15 protein-coding genes and 1 pseudogene are annotated in these 16,394 nt (G+C 72.1%); 10 read left to right on the top strand and 6 right to left on the bottom strand.

Annotated elements, in window-relative coordinates:
* Positions 1 to 70: 70 nt before the first annotated feature.
* From ACZ6SD_RS07665 to ACZ6SD_RS07680, 4 genes and pseudogenes are all read right to left on the bottom strand, one after another.
* The gene (locus ACZ6SD_RS07665; RefSeq protein WP_465316117.1) at positions 71 to 1,882 is read right to left on the bottom strand and encodes a Xaa-Pro dipeptidyl-peptidase; all 1,812 of its coding nucleotides are present in this window, start codon (positions 1,880 to 1,882) and stop codon (positions 71 to 73) included.
* 10 nt (positions 1,883 to 1,892) lie between these two features.
* Complete coding sequence (locus tag ACZ6SD_RS07670) at positions 1,893 to 3,503, bottom strand: DHA2 family efflux MFS transporter permease subunit (RefSeq protein WP_465316118.1); 1,611 nt, start codon at positions 3,501 to 3,503, stop codon at positions 1,893 to 1,895.
* Positions 3,504 to 3,777: 274 nt separating this feature from the next.
* Positions 3,778 to 4,002 carry an acyl-CoA carboxylase subunit epsilon gene (locus ACZ6SD_RS07675; protein ID WP_465316119.1) on the bottom strand — a complete coding sequence of 75 codons (225 nt, stop codon included), beginning with the start codon at positions 4,000 to 4,002 and terminating at the stop codon, positions 3,778 to 3,780.
* A 153-nt stretch (positions 4,003 to 4,155) separates the two neighbouring features.
* Positions 4,156 to 5,724 (bottom strand): annotated as a pseudogene (locus ACZ6SD_RS07680) (acyl-CoA carboxylase subunit beta); the annotation flags it as partial.
* 180 nt (positions 5,725 to 5,904) lie between these two features.
* Between ACZ6SD_RS07680 and ACZ6SD_RS07685 the strand changes: the two are divergent.
* From ACZ6SD_RS07685 to ACZ6SD_RS07720, 8 genes are all read left to right on the top strand, one after another.
* Positions 5,905 to 6,711: a biotin--[acetyl-CoA-carboxylase] ligase gene (locus ACZ6SD_RS07685; RefSeq protein WP_465316120.1), complete on the top strand. Its 807-nt coding sequence runs from the start codon at positions 5,905 to 5,907 to the stop codon at positions 6,709 to 6,711.
* A 94-nt stretch (positions 6,712 to 6,805) separates the two neighbouring features.
* On the top strand, positions 6,806 to 7,363 hold the full coding sequence (locus tag ACZ6SD_RS07690; RefSeq protein WP_465316121.1) for a PH domain-containing protein: 558 nt from the start codon (positions 6,806 to 6,808) through the stop codon (positions 7,361 to 7,363).
* A 2-nt stretch (positions 7,364 to 7,365) separates the two neighbouring features.
* Positions 7,366 to 8,307, top strand: a complete 942-nt coding sequence (locus ACZ6SD_RS07695) for a hydroxymethylglutaryl-CoA lyase (protein WP_465316122.1) — start codon at positions 7,366 to 7,368, stop codon at positions 8,305 to 8,307.
* A gap of 28 nt (positions 8,308 to 8,335) precedes the next feature.
* Positions 8,336 to 9,007, top strand: a complete 672-nt coding sequence (locus ACZ6SD_RS07700; protein ID WP_465316123.1) for an adenosylcobinamide amidohydrolase — start codon at positions 8,336 to 8,338, stop codon at positions 9,005 to 9,007.
* A gap of 96 nt (positions 9,008 to 9,103) precedes the next feature.
* On the top strand, positions 9,104 to 9,541 hold the full coding sequence (locus ACZ6SD_RS07705) for a YbaB/EbfC family nucleoid-associated protein (RefSeq protein WP_465316124.1): 438 nt from the start codon (positions 9,104 to 9,106) through the stop codon (positions 9,539 to 9,541).
* On the top strand, positions 9,541 to 9,855 hold the full coding sequence (locus tag ACZ6SD_RS07710; protein WP_465316125.1) for a WXG100 family type VII secretion target: 315 nt from the start codon (positions 9,541 to 9,543) through the stop codon (positions 9,853 to 9,855). The genes ACZ6SD_RS07705 and ACZ6SD_RS07710 overlap by 1 nt, the downstream gene beginning before the upstream one ends.
* Positions 9,856 to 9,865: 10 nt before the next feature.
* The gene (locus ACZ6SD_RS07715; RefSeq protein ID WP_465316126.1) at positions 9,866 to 12,601 is read left to right on the top strand and encodes a glycohydrolase toxin TNT-related protein; all 2,736 of its coding nucleotides are present in this window, start codon (positions 9,866 to 9,868) and stop codon (positions 12,599 to 12,601) included.
* Positions 12,598 to 12,876 carry a hypothetical protein gene (locus ACZ6SD_RS07720; protein WP_465316127.1) on the top strand — a complete coding sequence of 93 codons (279 nt, stop codon included), beginning with the start codon at positions 12,598 to 12,600 and terminating at the stop codon, positions 12,874 to 12,876. The genes ACZ6SD_RS07715 and ACZ6SD_RS07720 overlap by 4 nt, the downstream gene beginning before the upstream one ends.
* On the opposite strand, the gene hisN is transcribed toward ACZ6SD_RS07720, so the two are convergent.
* Complete coding sequence (hisN, locus tag ACZ6SD_RS07725; RefSeq protein ID WP_465316128.1) at positions 12,864 to 13,640, bottom strand: histidinol-phosphatase; 777 nt, start codon at positions 13,638 to 13,640, stop codon at positions 12,864 to 12,866. The genes ACZ6SD_RS07720 and hisN overlap by 13 nt on opposite strands.
* 204 nt (positions 13,641 to 13,844) lie before the next feature.
* Between hisN and ACZ6SD_RS07730 the strand changes: the two genes are divergently transcribed.
* Both ACZ6SD_RS07730 and ACZ6SD_RS07735 read left to right on the top strand, forming a co-directional pair.
* Positions 13,845 to 14,513, top strand: a complete 669-nt coding sequence (locus tag ACZ6SD_RS07730; protein WP_091452124.1) for a response regulator transcription factor — start codon at positions 13,845 to 13,847, stop codon at positions 14,511 to 14,513.
* A gap of 13 nt (positions 14,514 to 14,526) precedes the next feature.
* Positions 14,527 to 15,816 (top strand): ATP-binding protein, encoded by a 1,290-nt coding sequence (locus ACZ6SD_RS07735; RefSeq protein ID WP_465316129.1) that lies wholly within the window; start codon positions 14,527 to 14,529, stop codon positions 15,814 to 15,816.
* Here ACZ6SD_RS07735 and ACZ6SD_RS07740 read toward each other — a convergent pair.
* Positions 15,813 to 16,367 carry a GtrA family protein gene (locus ACZ6SD_RS07740; RefSeq protein ID WP_465316130.1) on the bottom strand — a complete coding sequence of 185 codons (555 nt, stop codon included), beginning with the start codon at positions 16,365 to 16,367 and terminating at the stop codon, positions 15,813 to 15,815. The genes ACZ6SD_RS07735 and ACZ6SD_RS07740 overlap by 4 nt on opposite strands.
* Between the last annotated feature and the right edge of the window lie 27 nt (positions 16,368 to 16,394).

Consider the following 16,394-nt stretch of genomic DNA (forward strand, 5'->3'; position numbering starts at 1 on the left):
GACGCCGTGCTGAGCGCTCGTGGGTAAGGGCTCGGTGGCGCATGGGGCTTCGAGTCCGGTGCTCGGCGGATCAGTCGGCGTTCGCCAGGGGGACGCGCAGAGCGGTCCTGGCGAGGTCGATGGTCAGGCGGGGGGAGCCGCCGGTCGAGGTGATGTACCGGGTGTCGGCGCCGCCGATCACCAGGCCGAGCCGGTGACCTGCCGAAATGACGTGGTCGGTGGTGGCCAGGGTGAAGGTGATCGTGTACGCCGTGTCGGGGGCGAGGACGCGGCGGTGGTCCAGGCCCGCGTAGTGGCCGAGGTCAGCCCACCCGCGGGCGATGACGTTCTCGGCGACCGTGGTCGTGGCCGTCGCGGTGTCCAGGTAGCAGGCGCTGTCGCCCGGGGCGCTCTCGCCCCAGCAGGAGCGGGTGGTCAGGGTGCGGATTCCTTCGCCGGTGGACCGGTAGTGGCGGATGGTGGCCGGGCCGTAGTCGACCAAGACCGCGCTCACTCGGGCGGCGGGCGCTGATGACGTGGCCGTCACGGTGATGGTCGAGGTGCCGGATACCCGCAGGTCGGAGGTGAGCGGCTCCGTGCGGTAGATCACTCGGGCGGACGAGGCGACGGTCGGGTTGGTGATCCAGTCGTACTCGGTGCTGCCGTTGTCGGTCAGGGCCGCCACTGTCCCGGCTGGTGCGCTGTCGGCGCCGAGCGTGCCGACCCCGGTCGAACGGCCCGGACGCGGGCGCAGGGTGACCGGCGCGCCCGCGGGCCACGACGAGTCGTCGCGCCAGCGGTCCGGCGCCTGTTCCACGGTGGACTGGGGCTCGTCCTCGATGCCGTTGTCGAGGCCCAGGAGGTAGTGGTCGAACCAGCGGTGCAGGGTGTCCACCCACACCGGGCGGCGGAAGTCGAAGGGGTCGACGTGCCCTGCCTGGGTCAGCCAAATCTTGCGCTCGACCGTGGGCGGCAGGGCGGCCCACCACTGCCCGAAGTTGACGGACTTGACGTTGAGGTCGTTGACTCCGTGCACGACGAACACACTCGCCCGGACATTCCCCGCGGCGGGCACGTAGTCCCTGTCCCGGTACATCGGGGTGAGGTCGCCGCTCGACGGCGAGCCGTTGGCCAAGGCAGCCTTGACCGAGCCGCAGTTAGCCGCGCCCTGCTCGTTCTCCACCACGGCAGCCAAGCTCGCCGGGCCGCCGTTGGTGAAGGCCGCCCCGGACGACCGGTAGTAGTCGTACCAGGAGCTGATCGCGCCGATGGGGACGATCGTCTTCAGACCGTCGACCCCGGTCGCCGCGACGCCGTTGGCGATCGTGCCGTCCCAGGACTTGCCGATCATGCCCACCGCGCCCGTCGACCAACCCGCCGCGGCGGCGGCCGGGCCGGTCGCCGAGGTGTAGCCGGTCGCCCTGCCGTTGAGCCAGTCCACGACCGCCTTCGCCGAGGCGACCTCCGACCGGCCGCCGACGTCGACGCAGCCGGTGGACCGGGCTGTGCCGGACAGGTCGACCAGGACGACCGCGTACCCGCGCGGGACGAAGTAGTTGTCGTAGAACAGCGGAAACTGGATCGGCCTCCCCGCGTTGTCGTAGGTCTTCTTCTGGCTCTCGTTGCCCCGGCCGAGCGAGAGGTAGTACGGGCTGGCGTCCATGATCACCGGCACCTTCGCCGAGGTCCGCGGGCGGACGATGTCGGCGGCGACCCGGACCCGGCCGCCGTCCGGCGCGGTGAGCCCGGTGTCGACCCAGACCGTCTCGCGCACCGCGTCGGCATAGGAGTAGACCGGTTCGCTGCGCACCACCGTCGGCGCGGCTATCGCGGGGACGGTAAGCGTGCCGAGTCCGGCGAGCACCGACACGACCAGGGTGAGCAGGGAGCGCCTGAGCGTCATGGATCAGACGCTACGGAGTCGCCCGCTCGTGCGGCAGCCCTGGGTTTTTCGCGTTCCCAGTCGGCGTCCGGATTCCCGCCGCGCACACCATTCCCAGGATCAGCACGACCACCGGCAGCACCAGCGTCGCCTTGGCCGCGTTGGTGAACCCGAGCGCGTACGCGTCGGTGGCGAGCTGGCGCACCTTCTCCGCCACCGAGGGCGACCAGTCGGCGGGGATCGCGGGCCCCGCGCCGCCGAACTGGCTCGCGCTGTCGGCCGCCTCGCTGATCCGGTCGACGAACTCGTCGGCGTAGCGCGGCGGCAGGAGCTTCGCGTGCTCCCGCGCCGCGGCGGGCACCGAGAAGCTCAGGCCGACCTGCAATAACAGGCCCGTTGTCGCGCTGCCCAGCACCCCGCCCACCTGCCGCGACGTGTTGAACACCCCGGACGCCGCGCCCACCAGTTGCGGCGGCAGCCCGAACGTCGCCGCGGCCGTCAGCGGGGAGAACACCAGCCCGATCCCGACGCCCGCCAGGACGAGCCCGGGGACCAGCACGAGCGGGTTGGTGTCCGGCTCGGCCAGCGCCGCGAGCACGACCGTGCCCAGCGCGAGGCCGCCGAGCCCGGCCATGATCAGGCTCTTGCCCTCGATCCGCCGCAGCCCTCGCCCGGCTAACAGCGCCGCGCAAGCAGCCGCAATAGCCATGGGAGCGCATAAGAGGCTGGAGGCGACCGGATCCATGCCCAGCACCGACTGCACATAGATCACCAGCGGTAAGAACATTCCCGTCGTGGCGAACCCGAGCGCGCCGTGGGTCAGGTTGGCGAACCCGAAGGTGGAATTGGCGAACAGCCCCGGCGGCACCAGCGGATCGGGCCGGGGCCGCCGCTGCCAGAGCAGGAACCCGCCCAGCAGCGCCAGCCCCACGCCGATCACCGGCAGCACGCCGACCGGGCCGATGATCCGGCCCCAGTGGTAGTGCTGGCCGTTCTGCAGCCCGAACACCAGCGCCCCCAGCCCGGCCGAGGCCAGCAGCGCGCCGACGGCGTCGAACCGGATCCGCCCGGTCGGCCGCCAGTCCGGCAGCAGCGCCAGCGCCATGACCAGGCCGACCGCGCCGATCGGCAGGTTCAGCAGGAAGATCCACTGCCAGCCCGCGTGCTGCACCAGCAGCCCGCCGACGACCGGCCCGGTGATCGTCGCGACGCCCGCCACCGCTCCCCACACCGCGATCGGCGCCCCGCGCCGCTCCGCAGGGAACAGCCGCGCGATGAACGACAGCGTCTGCGGTGTCATCGCCGCCGCGCCCAGCCCCTGCGCGGCCCGCGCCGCGATCAGCGAGCCAGCCGAGGTCGACAGCCCGCACCACAGCGACGCCGCCAGGAACAGGACCAGCCCGGCGACTAACACCCGTTTGGGTCCGTAGCGGTCCCCGAGCCTGCCGGTGACCAGCAGGGGAACGGTGTTGGCCAGCAGGTAGACGCTGTTGACCCAGATCACCTGGTTCAGGGTGGCGTCGAGCTCGGTGAGCATGGCCGGGATCGCCACGGTGACGATGGTCGAGTCCAGCATGACCATGAAGAAGCAGGCGCACAGCGCCACGAGCGCCATCCACGGGCTCCGCGACCTGCTCGTCATAACCTGCTCCTGATCGCGTGGCCGCAGGGTGCGCTGCCCGACGATTGTGCTGGCCACACGGACCCCGGGCAGGCCCGGGGTCGAGCGAGGGCGCGGTCCACCGCCGACCTCCGCCCGTCGAGTGCTTTCGCGCACGGCGGCCACGACCCCACCTCGCCTCCTGGAGCTCCCGCACGCCCGAAATCAGGGCGTGTCCTTACTCCAGAACACCAGGAGACGAGGCGCGGCGAAAGGGCGACGGCGAACCTGTGGATAACTTCGGATCAAGCTCAGGTCAGCGCGGCAGCCCGGAAGCCCGCCACGCGCCTGGGCCGTGCGGCAGCGGGCGGCGCACCAGCGTGTCACGCGCCGCCCACGCGCTGGGCGCGGTTGGCTCGGGCGCGTCGCCGCCCGCCGTGGCGGCAGCGGCCACCACGGCGGTCAGCGCGGCCAGCTCGGCATCGTCCGGCTCGCCGCGCACCACGTGCAGCAGCGGGCGGACCTGGTCGTCGTCGCTCACGAGGCCACCTCACAAGATCGGTGGCCGCGCGCGCCTGCGCACTGCGTCGATTTCTCGCTCGCGAGCTCGCTCACCGGGTGCTCCTTACAGCGGGATGTTGCCGTGCTTCTTGGGCGGCAGGGTCTCACGCTTGTCCCGCAGGATGCGCAGGGAGCGAGCGACGTACCCGCGCGTGTGCGATGGCGGGATGACCGAGTCGACGTACCCGCGCTCAGCGGCCACATACGGGTTGAGCAGCGTGTCCTCGTACTCGCGGTCCAGCTTGGCGCGCAGCGCGTCGACGTCCTCGCCCGCGTCGAGCGCGGCCTTGAGCGTCTTGCGGTGCAGGATGTTCGACGCCCCGGACGCGCCCATGACCGCGATCTGCGCGGTCGGCCAGGCCAGGTTCATGTCCGCGCCGAGGTGCTTGGAGCCCATCACGTCGTACGCGCCGCCGTACGCCTTGCGGGTGATCACGGTGACCAGCGGGACGGTGGCCTCGGCGTAGGCGTAGATCAGCTTCGCGCCGCGGCGGATGATGCCGGTCCACTCCTGGTCGGTGCCCGGGAGGAAGCCGGGGACGTCGACAAAGGTCAGCACCGGGATGTTGAACGCGTCGCAGGTGCGCACGAACCGCGCGGCCTTCTCCGAAGCGTCGATGTCGAGGCAGCCCGCGAACTGGGTGGGCTGGTTGGCGACCACGCCGACGCTGTGCCCCTCGACCCGGCCGAAGCCGACGATGATGTTCGGCGCGAACAGCGGGTGGACCTCCAGGAACTCGCAGTCGTCGACGACCCGGTGGATCACCTCGTGCATGTCGTAGGGCTGGTTCGCCGAGTCCGGGATCAGCGTCTCCAGCTCACGGTCGCTGTCGGTCAGGTTGTCGCTGACCGCGCCCTCTTCGCCGAAACCGGGGAAGACCGGCGCGTCGGAAAGGTTGTTCGACGGGAGGAAGGACAGCAGCTCCTTGACGTAAGAGATCGCGTCTTCCTCGTCGGCGCCCATGTAGTGCGCGACACCGGACTTGGTGTTGTGCGTCCGCGCGCCGCCCAGCTCCTCCAGCGTCACCTCTTCGCCGGTGACGGTCTTGACCACGTCCGGGCCGGTGATGAACATCTGCGAGGTCTGGTCGACCATGACGATGAAGTCGGTCAGCGCGGGGGAGTAGACGTGCCCGCCCGCGTTCGCGCCCATGATCAGCGAGATCTGCGGCACGACGCCCGAGGCGCGCACGTTGCGGGTGAAGATCTCGCCGTAGAGGCCGAGGGAGACCACGCCCTCCTGGATGCGCGCGCCGCCGCCCTCGTTGATGCCGATGATCGGGCGGCCGGTCTTGATGGCGAGGTCCATCACCTTGACGATCTTCTCGCCGTACACCTGGCCGAGTGAACCGCCGAAGACGGTCACGTCCTGGCTGAACACGCACACCGGGCGGCCGTCGACCGTGCCGTAGCCGGTGACCACGCCGTCGCCGTAGGGGCGGTTCTTCTCCAGGCCGAAGTTGGTCGACCGGTGCCGGGCCAGCTCGTCAAGCTCGACGAACGACCCGGGGTCGAGCAGCATGTCGATGCGCTCGCGGGCGGTCATCTTGCCCTTGGCGTGCTGTTTCTCCACGGCGCGGGCGGACCCCGCGTGCACGGCTTCCTCGTTGCGGCGGTACAGGTCCGCCAGCTTGCCCGCCGTCGTGTGGATGTCCGGCTCGTCCACGGGAGACTGCCCGATCGGCTCGGTCGCGCTGCTCATGGCCCGGCAGCCTAGCGACCCCGGGGGCCACACAGGTGCAATGCGTTGGACACATCACCCCTATTCACCACCGGTCTTGACCTCCAGCGCACTGGAGACAGCAAGCTCGCACCGCCGCCCCCGGCCCGGTTGTCCTGCTCCGACCGGCCGGGCCCGGGGGTCGGCTCTACCCTCTTACCCATGGCAGCTCTCGACGTCGAGGCCCTGCGCGCGGCTCTGGTCGGCCCTTACGCCGCGCTGGACGTGGTGCCCTCCACCGGCTCCACCAACGCCGACCTGGTGGCCGCGGCCGCGGCGGGCGCGGCCGACCGCACGGTCCTGATCGCCGAGGAGCAGACAGCCGGGCGGGGCAGACGCGCCCGCGACTGGGTGTCACCGCCCGAGTCCGGCCTCTACCTGAGCGTGCTGCTGCGGCCAGACGGCGTGCCCACGGCCCGGTTCGGCTCGCTCGCGCTGGTCGCCGGGGTCGCGCTGGCCCGCACCGCGCGCCACGTCGGGGTGTTCGCCGCGCTGAAGTGGCCCAACGACCTGCTGGCAGGCGCGAACATGGCCAAGTGCGCTGGCGTGCTCGCCGAGGCCAGCGCGGGCCGCGAGCCCGCCGTGGTGGTGGGGATCGGGCTCAACGTGGGCCCGCTGCCTACCGAGGTGCCGGTAGGACCGGGTGGACTCCCGGCGACGTCGCTGGCTCAGGAAGGCGGCTCCGCCGACCGCACGGAGGTCGCCATCGCCTTGCTGCGCGCGTTCGCCGAGGCCGAGCAGTCTTGGCGCGGCGCCCAGGGCGACCTGGCCACCTCCGGGCTGCTCGCGCACTACCGCAGCAACTGCTCCACGATCGGCCAACGCGTGCGGGTGGAGTTGCCGGACGGGACCGACTTGCAGGGACTGGCCACCGACATCGACCACGACGGTCAGCTTGTCCTCGACGTGGAAGGGGTCGCGCGGACGGTGTCCGCTGGCGATGTGGTCCACCTGCGCGCGGCACGCTGACCGGCCTTCGGTCTACTTGGACAGTCCACAGGACCGCGGGCGCGTTCCGCGAGTACGGTAACCCGCGTCATCAGTGATGATCGGGAGGACAACCGTGGCATACCCCGACGACTTGCTCAGCGACGGCGAGAGCGTCGTGCTGCACAAGCACCCGCACTGGAAGATGCTGCTGGTGCCTTACCTGGTCCTGATCGTCACGATCGGCCTGGGCATTTGGCTCGCCATTCTCGCCCAGGACCTGGACTGGGCGATGGTGGCCTGGATCATCATCGGCGCGGTCGCGCTGGTGCTGATCGTCTGGCTGTTCTTCGTGCCGTTCGTGCGCTGGCGCACCACCCACTTCATCGTCACCACCGACCGGGTCATGGCCCGCGAGGGCGTGATCAAGCGCAACGGCATCGACATCCCGCTCTCCCGGATCAGCAGCGTGCGCTTCGAGCACGGCCTGATCGACCGGATCGTCGGCTGCGGCACCCTGATCATCGAGTCCAGCTCGCAGGACCCCTTGGAGTTCGACGACATCCCCAACGTCGAGAAGGTCCACACGCTGCTCTACCGCGAGGTCAACGACAACCCGCACGACGACTTCCACCGCCAGGCCCCGCCGACTCAGCAGTACCCGCCGGGCGAGCCCCGCGGCGGACGGCGCTAGCGGTGGGCGCGCGCGAGGTGGGCCTGCCCGCGGTCGTCCCCGCGGCTGGCCTGCCGTCCCGGGTGACGATCTGGGAGGTCGGCGCGCGCGACGGACTGCAGAACGAGCAGGCGGTGGTGCCGGTCGAGGTGAAGCTGGAGTTCCTCGACCGGCTCGCCGCGGCCGGGCTTGGCGTGCTGGAGGCGACCAGTTTCGTGCACCCTCAGTGGGTGCCCCAGCTCGCCGACGCGGAAGACCTGCTGGCGCGGCTGCGGCAAGCCGACGGTGTGCGCTACCCGGTTCTGGTCCCCAACGAGCGCGGCCTCGACCGGGCGCTGGCCGCGGGCGTCCAGCACATCGCGATCTTCGGCAGCGCCACCGAGACCTTCGCCAAGCGCAACCTCAACCGCACGCTGGACGAGCAGTACGCGATGTTCGAGCCGGTCGTCGCCCGCGCCAGGGCCGAAGGGCTCGATGTGCGCGCGTACGTGTCGATGTGCTTCGGCGACCCGTGGGAGGGCCCGGTCGATCCGGCGCGGGTCGCGGCTGTCGGCAGGCGGCTGATGGATCTGGGCTGCTCGCAGCTTTCCCTCGGCGACACCATCGGCGTCGCCACCCCGGGGCAGGTCGAGGCCGTGCTCGGGCAGGTCGCCGCGGCCGGTGTCGGGGTCGACGCCGTCGCCGTGCACTTTCACGACACCTACGGCCAGGCGCTGTCCAACACGCTTACCGCGCTCAGGTTGGGCGTCACCACCGTCGACTCGTCGGCGGGCGGACTGGGCGGCTGTCCGTACGCCGAGTCCGCGACCGGCAACCTCGCCACCGAGGACCTGGTGTGGATGCTCGACGGCCTCGGCGTCGAGACCGGCGTTGACCTGGACAAGCTCGCCGACACCAGCGCGTGGATGGCCGAACGGCTGGGCAGGCCGAGTCCCTCGCGGGTCGTGCGCGCGCTGCGGGGATGACGACTGCTGCGGATGACGACCGCTGGGGATGACGACTCTGTCTGAGGACGACAGCCCTACCGGCGCGCTCTTAGCCGCTGGTGACCCGGCGATGGCTCCCGGCTCGCACCTTGTCGGCGGGCATCCCGTGCTGGTGTGGCGGGCGGCCCGGCCCTGGCTGGCGATCTCGTCCGGACCGCTCGGCGGGGGCATCGGCGAGCGGTCCTGGGTGCTCAACGCGACCGTCCCGCACGATTACGACCGCGCCGACCCCGACACCCACCTGGCCGAGATCGCCGCGCACCTCGGCCTCACCGGGCCGGGCACCGGATTGCTCACCGCCGTGGACGTGCGCGAGGTCGTGTGCCGAGTGGACACCGGAGTGTTGGCCGCCGTCACCACCGGCATTGGCGGCGCGCCGACCTGGGCCGCCAAAGCGGAGCCCGCGCAGGATTACACGATCGGCACGATCAACGCTGTCTGCGTGCTGCCAGTGCGGCTATCCGAGGCAGCGTTAGTCAATGCTGTCGCGACCGTGGCAGAGGCCAAGGCGCAGGCGCTGTTCGAGCGCGGAGTTCCCGGGACGGGCACGTGCACCGACGCGACCGTGCTGCTCTGCCCGGTCGACGGACCCGCCGAGTCCTACGGCGGCCCGCGCTCGGCGGTGGGCGGCCCGCTGGCCCGCGCGGCGCACGCCGCGATCCTCGCCGGGTTGGGCTGACTTTCCCCGACCGGGTGGAACCGGGAGTGGGATCCGGGCGTCCAACGCGCGACCGGGGACCGTGCCGGTGCCGACTACCCAGCGGAGGTGGCCGTGGTGGCTGACCACCGAGCCCAGGTCGAGGACCTCCTCGCCGACTACCGGCGCAGCCGCGAGCAACTCGCGGAGGTGCACCAGGCCCTCGCCGCCATCAGCGAGTCGGTGACCAGCCCGTGCGGACTAGTCACCGCCACTGTGTCCGCGCAGGGCGCGCTTACCGCGCTGGTCTTGCAGGAAAATGTCTATCGGGCCTACCGTCCGGCCGAATTGGCCGCCGTGATCGTCCGCACCACTGCAGCGGCCGACGCGCTCGCCGCCCGCGCCGCCGGGCACGCCGTCGCCCCGGTCCTGCCCTCGGGCACCGACCCGGAGGCGTTGCTGCGCGGCACCGCCGACCTCACCGCGGCTGAACTCACGCCGCCGCGCCCGCAGGCCGACGAGGAGAGCTTCGAGAACATGACCTGGCTGGAGCCGGGCGCCCCGGGGAGGCCGTGATGACCGGGTACGAGGTGCGGGCCGAGCGGCTCGCCGACCACGCGGGCCAGTTCGACGGCTTGGCCGAACAGGTCGCCGCGGTCCACCGGGAACTCGCCGACCGGTTGGCGGCGGCGGGCCAGTGCTGGGGGGCCGACGAGATCGGCCTGAGCTTCGCCGCCACCCACACCGCGCCCGCGGATGGCACGCTCGGCGGCATCGAGGCCCTGCCCGGCAAGCTCGGTGACGTCGGCGGCCGATTCCGGTCCACCGCGGAGGCTTATCTGGCCAACGAACAGGGAAACTCCCAGATCATCGGCTCTGTGGACGCCTAGGGGGCCCGAGATGGGAATCGAACTGCCCGTCGAACTGGCAGAGGTGGCCGCCGCGGCAGGGGTCCACTGGCCGGAAGCCGACGAGGACAAGATGCGCGAGGCAGCGCAGGCCTGGCGCGACGCGGGAAGCCGGATGGCCGAACTTACCGGCGCGGCGGACAGCGCTGCCCGCACAGCGCTTACCGCCATCGAGGGAGACACCGCGGACGCCGCGACCAGGCACTGGGGCACCTTCGTGCAAGCCGACACCGGGCACCTCACCGCCACGGTCGCGGGCTGCGCGGAGGCGGCCGACCGGTTGGAGCACGCCGCCGACCAGATCGGCGCGGCCAAGGTCGAGATCGTCCGCAACCTGGTCGCCCTCGCCAAGAACACCGACGCGGCCAACAGCGCCGCCGCGGCGGGCCACCCGAGCGCGCTGCTCGGCCTGGACGCCGCGGTGCGCGGCACGGCGGCGAACATCGCCCACATCAAGGACACCCTGGTCGGCGCGGTCCAGCCCGGCGGCGGCGATGTGTCGCTGGTGCGCGACGTCGTCAACGCCAATCCGGGGGTTCACAGTCCGCTGGCGGGCGGGGGAGCGGCCGGGCCCGCGGGCAGTGGTCTACTCGGGAACCTGGTAAGCGGCGTCGCCGAGACGGTGACCGGCGTGGTCACTGGGGTCGGGGACACGGTGCAGGGGGTGGCCGCCCCGGCGGGTCCGGCGGGCAAGGAGCCGGGCGGGCTGGCGGGCGCCGTCACGGGGATCGTCGGCACCGCGACGGGCGTGGTCCACGGGGTGGCGGACACGGCCTCCGGCGCGGTTCAGGGAGCCACCGGTGGCGTGCTGAACACCGCGGCCGGGGTGGTTCACGGCGTCACGGACACCGCGGCAGGGGCGCTGCACGGCGTCGCGGGCACGGCGGACAGAGTGGCGGACGGTGTCGGCGGCGTGGTTCATGGTGTCGCGGACACCGCCTCCGGAGCGCTGCACGGCGTGGCGAACGCGGCCAATGGCGGCGGGGTGGTTCATGGCGTGGCGGACAGCGCTGCCGGGGCTCTGCACGGCGTGGCTGACACGGTGAACGGGGTGGTCGACGGCGAGGTCGTGCACGGTGTCGAGGACACCGCTTCCGGAGCGCTGCACGGGGTCGCGGACTCGGCCGAGGGCGTGGCCCACGGCCTCGCGGACCCGGGTGGACAGGCGCACGGCCCGGCCGTGGGACTGCCTGGCCCACTCGACGGCGGGCTTACCGCCGAGGCGTTGGCCAACGCCCCGACACCGCCGACCGGCATCCCCCTCGACACCGTCCAGGCGGCTTCGGCGGCTGTCTTGGACGCTCCCGCCCAAGCCCCGGTCTCCGCTCAGCCCGCAGCCCCCGTTACCGGCTCACCTCTTACGGGTCCTCCGCAGGCAGGTGCGCCGATTACCGGGGCTCCGGTAAGTGGTGGTGCTCCACTCGGCGGTGGAGGTGGTTCCCCACTCGGTGGAGGTCCCGTCGCCGCGTTCGGGCCGCGCGCCGCCCAAGGTGGCGCGATCCCCGCTCAGCCCGGCGCGATCCAGGCTGCGCCCGCGGGCACGGTCCAGCCCGGCGGGGGCACGGCCCAACCCGGTGGCAAGAGCGCTTCCGCCGCGGCCCAGCCCACCCAGGCCGCGCCTGCCGGTTCCCCCGCCCCCGGCAGGCACACCGGGGCGGACCCGCTCGCGGCCACTCCGTTCGCGGACCCCGACGAGGCAGCGGCCGCCGAAGCGCCCACCCCGCCCGGCGGGGCGCCTGCGGTGGGCTTCGTCGGCGTCCCCGGCCAGTTCCTCCCCCCGGGATCGGGCGGGTCGGTGGTCGGCGGACCTGATGCTCCGCGAGCCGGTAGTCCTGGCGGGAGTGTTCCGGGAAGTCCTGGCTCAGGTAGCCCAAACCCGAGCACAGGTAGTCCAGCGGCCAATCCCGGTGCGGGAAGTTCGGCTGACTCTGACGCGGTAAGAGCCCGTGGCGGCTTCGAGTCGAGCGGCAGGCAGCTCACGGACGCGGGCCAGCCCAGTGTTCCGCCCCCGACCGCCCTCGCCCCCGAGCCCACCCCACGGCAGCGCGGTGAGCGCGACGACGCGGTGATCCTGTTCCTCGTCCACCAGTTCCCCATCGGGCACCTCCCGGTGGCCTCCCACCAGCCCGCGCGGCAGGTGCCGCCGCCACCGGAGGAATGGGACTACGCGGCGGGGCTGCGGTTCGAGCCCGGCGACCACCCGCGATCCGACCTGATCGACCAGGCCGCCGTCGTCGGCCGCGTCGACCCAGTGCCCGGCCGGGAGGCGCCGGAACTGGCCGAGGGCTACGACCCCCTCGCCGGGCAGCACGAGCGGGACTGGGACCGCCGGTTCCTCGTGCGCCCCTACGACCCGAACGACGACTCGCCCAGCGAGTACGCGTGGCCGCCCGGCGAGCTGTACCCCGAGGGCGGCACCGCTCCCGGGGAGCCGGAAGTGCTGTCCGAGGACACCGTCATCGACCGCTTCGGCACCCCCGAGGGCCGGGTGTTCTCCGCGGACGGCACCGCTTTCGCCCGCCGGTCGCTCCCGCCCGCCCACCTGACCGCGGGCCATCACCGCTACCGGGTGCTGCGGCCGCTGCCGGTCTGGCGGGCGGTGTCCGCCCCATGGTTCGGGCAGCCGGGCGGCGGCGAGCGCTACCGCACCACCCAGTCCGCCGCGGACCTGGTGGCTCTGGGCTACCTCGCCGACATCACCGATCTCCCTGAGGAGGCCGACCAATGAACGCCGGGACGATCGTGGAGCTGCTGGCGCAGGTGGGCATCCCGCCGGAGGTGGTGTCGGTCGGCGTGGAGGCGGACAACACCTGGTGTCTGCTGCACGACACCGACGGGGAGTCGCCGGGCTGGGAGGTGTTCTGGCGCGAGCAGGGCAACCGCTACGACTGGGCGCGGTTCACCAACGAGCAGGTGGCCTGCCATTACCTGTTCGGCAGGCTTACCTGGTCGCAGGTGATGCGCGGGGCGGTGGGCGTCCTCCCGGCGGCTCAGTCGAGCTGAAGCAGGCCCAGCGCGGCGTCGTGCAGGTGCCCGTTGGAGGTGAGCACGGAGCCGCCGTCGAAGCGCGGCTCGCCGCGCAAGTCGCTGAACCGCCCGCCCGCCTCTTCGACGAGCACCTGCAGCGGCGCGACGTCCCACGGGTTCACGATCGCCTCGGCGGCGAGGTCGATGGCGCCCTCGGCGACCAGGCAGTGCTGCCAGAAGTCGCCGAACGCCCGGTTTTCCCAGCACGCGTCCACCAGCGACAGGTAGCTCGCCCGTGAGTGGTGCTCGACCCACGACCCCAGGTGCGTGGTCGACAGGTAAGCGTCGTCCAGCGCGCGCACCCCGGACACGGAGATCCGCTCCGCGGCGCCGCCGTCCCGGGACAGCCACGCGCCCGCGCCGCGCGCCGCCCACCACCGCCTGCCCAACGCGGGGGCGCTTACCACGCCAACGACAGGCGAGCCGTTGTCCACAAGAGCGATAAGAGTGGCCCACGCGGGCACCCCACGCAGGAAGTTCTTAGTGCCATCGATCGGGTCGAGCACCCACACACGGCCCGCGCCGACAGTCCCGCCGCGCTCTTCGCCCGCCACCGCGTCCCCCGGGTGCTCCTCGGCGAGCAGCGCGCGCACCGCGTCCTCCACGGCGGTGTCGGCGTCGGTCACCGGCGTGCGGTCCGGCTTGCGCTCGACCACGAGGTCGCGGGCCTGAAAGCGGGAACGGGTGATCGCGTCGGCCGCGTCGGCCAACCGCAGGGCGAAAGTCAGGTCGGGGGACACGGGAACGATCGTGTCACGCCTAGGTCCTGTCTCGGAGTAGCGGTGCGTGTCAGTCGTGATCGGGGTGGTTCCTGGCGGTGCGGGCGCGGCGCCGCTCGTACCGGTGTTGTACTTGGGCGTCGTGGCCGTGCCGTCAGGGGCCGCACCGGCGCGGCTGGTGCGTGCTGGTACTTCGAGACAGGACCTAGGCTGGGCTTCGTGAGCGTGGTGCTGCTGGCCGAGGACGACGCGGCGATAGCCGACCCCCTGTCGCGTGCTCTGCACCGGGAGGGCTACGAGGTGCAGGTGGTCGGCGACGGCCACCGCGCCCTGGAGATGGCCTCGACCGGCCATCCGGACCTCCTGGTCCTCGATCTCGGCTTGCCCGGCCTCGACGGGCTCGACGTGTGCCGCAGGCTGCGCGCCGCGGGCCGGGGCATCCCGGTGCTGATGCTGACCGCCCGCGCCGACGAGGTCGACTTCGTGGTCGGCCTGGACGCGGGCGCCGACGACTACGTGGCCAAGCCGTTCCGGCTGGCGGAGCTGCTGGCCCGCATCCGGGCGCTGCTGCGCAGGCAGGCCCCGGGCGCGATCGACGTCAACGGGGTCCGGATGGACCTCGCCGCCCGGGTGGTCACCGTGGACGGCACGGAGATCACCCTGGCGAACAAGGAGTTCGAGCTGCTGCGGGTGCTGATCCAGCGGGCGGGCCAGGTGGTCACCCGCGAGGAGATCCTCACCGAAGTGTGGAGCGACCCCGAACTCAAGACCAGCAAGACCCTCGACATGCACATGTCCTGGCTGCGCCGGAAGCTCGGCGAAGGCGGCCCGAGGTCTACCGAGCGGCGGATAGCCACGGTGCGCGGCGTCGGTTTCCGGTTCAACGCCGAGTGACTGGCGAGTGACTATGCGCCGCCGAATCCTGCTCGCCATCCTGCTCGCGGTGACGGTCACCGCGTGTGCCCTGGGCATCCCGCTCGGGTACACGGCCCTGCAGGTGGTCGAGAGCGTGACCAGGGACGACCTGGCGGCCCGCGCGCAGCAGATCGCCGCGACCCTGGACGACGAGATCGCCAACGGCCGCGGCGTCGACCTCACGACCGTGGCGCTGGCCGTCCCGCAGGGCGGCAGGCTGACGGTGATCCTGCCCGGCCACCCCGAGCGGACGCTGGGGCCAGAGCCGGTCGAGGACATGGTCAGCGAAGAGGTGCCGATCGTCCAGCAGGGGCGGGTGCGGCTCGACGTGGACGCCGCGCCGATGCGGACCCGGCAGACGCAGGTGGCCGTTCTGGTGGCTCTGGTAGTCGTGCTGACTGTCGCCGTGGGCACGGTTGTCGCGATGGTGACAGCGCAGCGTCTCGCGCGCCCTCTTAGACATGTCGCCGACCGGGCGGGCCGACTCGGCGCGGGCGACTTCCGCCTCGACCCGGCCCGCTACGACCTGCACGAGCTCGACATGGTGGCCGAGGCGCTCGACGCGTCCGCCACCGCCCTGGCCCAGCTCGTCCAGCGCGAGCGCGACCTCGTCGGCGACGTCTCCCACCAGCTCCGCAGCAGGCTGACCGCGTTGCAGCTCCGGCTGGAGGCGCTGACCCAGACCGCGGACAAGGACGCCGCGGCCGAGGCGGAGGAAGCCCTGCACCAGGCCGAACGGCTCGCCGACGTTCTGGACGAGCTGCTGGCCGCCGCCCGGGAGGCGCGCGCGCTGGGGGCCGAGCCGGTGGACCTGACCCACGAGCTCACCGCGATCGCCGAGGAGTGGAGCGAGATGCTGCGCTCCGAGGGCCGGTCGCTGCGGCTGCGGGTCGCTCCCGGTCTCCGCGCCCGCGTCACGCCCGCGCGGCTGCGGGAGGCGATCGGGGTGCTCTTGGACAACGCTCGACGCCATGGCGGCGGCACGGTGACCGTGTCCGCGAGACGCGGCGACGCCAGCCGGTCGGACACCGTGCTGGTCGAGGTGACTGACGGCGGCAGCGGTGTCCCGGACGAACTGGTCCCGCACATCTTCGAGCGCGGGGTCTCCGGCGCGGGCTCCACCGGGGTGGGGTTGGCGCTGGCCCGCGCGCTGGTCGACTCGGACGGCGGCAGGCTGGAGCTGTCCACCGCCCGCCCGGCCACGTTCACCATGTTCCTGCCGGTCTCCAGGCCGGGAAACGTAAGAGGCATCCGTTGGCCGACCGAACGGTCCCCGCGTTAGGCGTGTCCGAGTTCGTCGGTGTCGACCAGCGCTTCGTCGGTCAGCTGGTCGCCGCCCCGCCGATGGCCCAGTTCGTCGGGGAAGACCCACTTCTTGAATCCCCAGAACCGGAAGAACATCGCCAGCAGCATCCCGATGATCGATCCGCTGGCGAAGTCCGCGACCTCCTGCACCAGCCTGCTCACGTGCGGCACTTCGAGGTCGAAGACATAGCGGGACACGTACGGCGGGATCAGGTTGATCACGACCCCGCCCGCGCTGATCAGGAAGAACAACGCGGCCTCGTGATGGCGCTCGCGTCCGCCGCGGGTCCGGAAAGACCACTCTCGGTTCAGCACGTAAGAGGCGATCGTGGCCACGATGATCGCGATGGCCTTGGCCGTGATCGGCTTGCTCTCCAGGACGGTGAGCTTCAGCAGGTACCAGACGCCGTTGTCGATCACGAACGTGGTGCCGCCGACAATGGCGAACTTCAACAGCTCCCGGTGCTTGATCAGCACCGCCCGCAGTGGCGCCGGGACCCGGGCCAGCACTGTCTCGACGACGGTCACCGGCGCAGTCTACGGAAATCAGGAACG

The sequence above is a fragment of the Actinokineospora sp. NPDC051303 genome, from assembly GCF_055586285.1.

Bases quoted from the DNA above. Each gene is read 5' to 3' on its own strand.
- ACZ6SD_RS07665 (WP_465316117.1), bottom strand. From the start codon at position 1,882: ATGACGCTCAGGCGCTCCCTGCTCACCCTGGTCGTGTCGGTGCTCGCC.
- ACZ6SD_RS07670 (WP_465316118.1), bottom strand. From the start codon at position 3,503: ATGACGAGCAGGTCGCGGAGCCCGTGGATGGCGCTCGTGGCGCTGTGC.
- ACZ6SD_RS07685 (WP_465316120.1), top strand. From the start codon at position 5,905: ATGGCAGCTCTCGACGTCGAGGCCCTGCGCGCGGCTCTGGTCGGCCCT.
- ACZ6SD_RS07700 (WP_465316123.1), top strand. From the start codon at position 8,336: ATGACGACTCTGTCTGAGGACGACAGCCCTACCGGCGCGCTCTTAGCC.
- ACZ6SD_RS07710 (WP_465316125.1), top strand. From the start codon at position 9,541: ATGACCGGGTACGAGGTGCGGGCCGAGCGGCTCGCCGACCACGCGGGC.
- ACZ6SD_RS07715 (WP_465316126.1), top strand. From the start codon at position 9,866: ATGGGAATCGAACTGCCCGTCGAACTGGCAGAGGTGGCCGCCGCGGCA.
- ACZ6SD_RS07720 (WP_465316127.1), top strand. From the start codon at position 12,598: ATGAACGCCGGGACGATCGTGGAGCTGCTGGCGCAGGTGGGCATCCCG.
- ACZ6SD_RS07735 (WP_465316129.1), top strand. From the start codon at position 14,527: ATGCGCCGCCGAATCCTGCTCGCCATCCTGCTCGCGGTGACGGTCACC.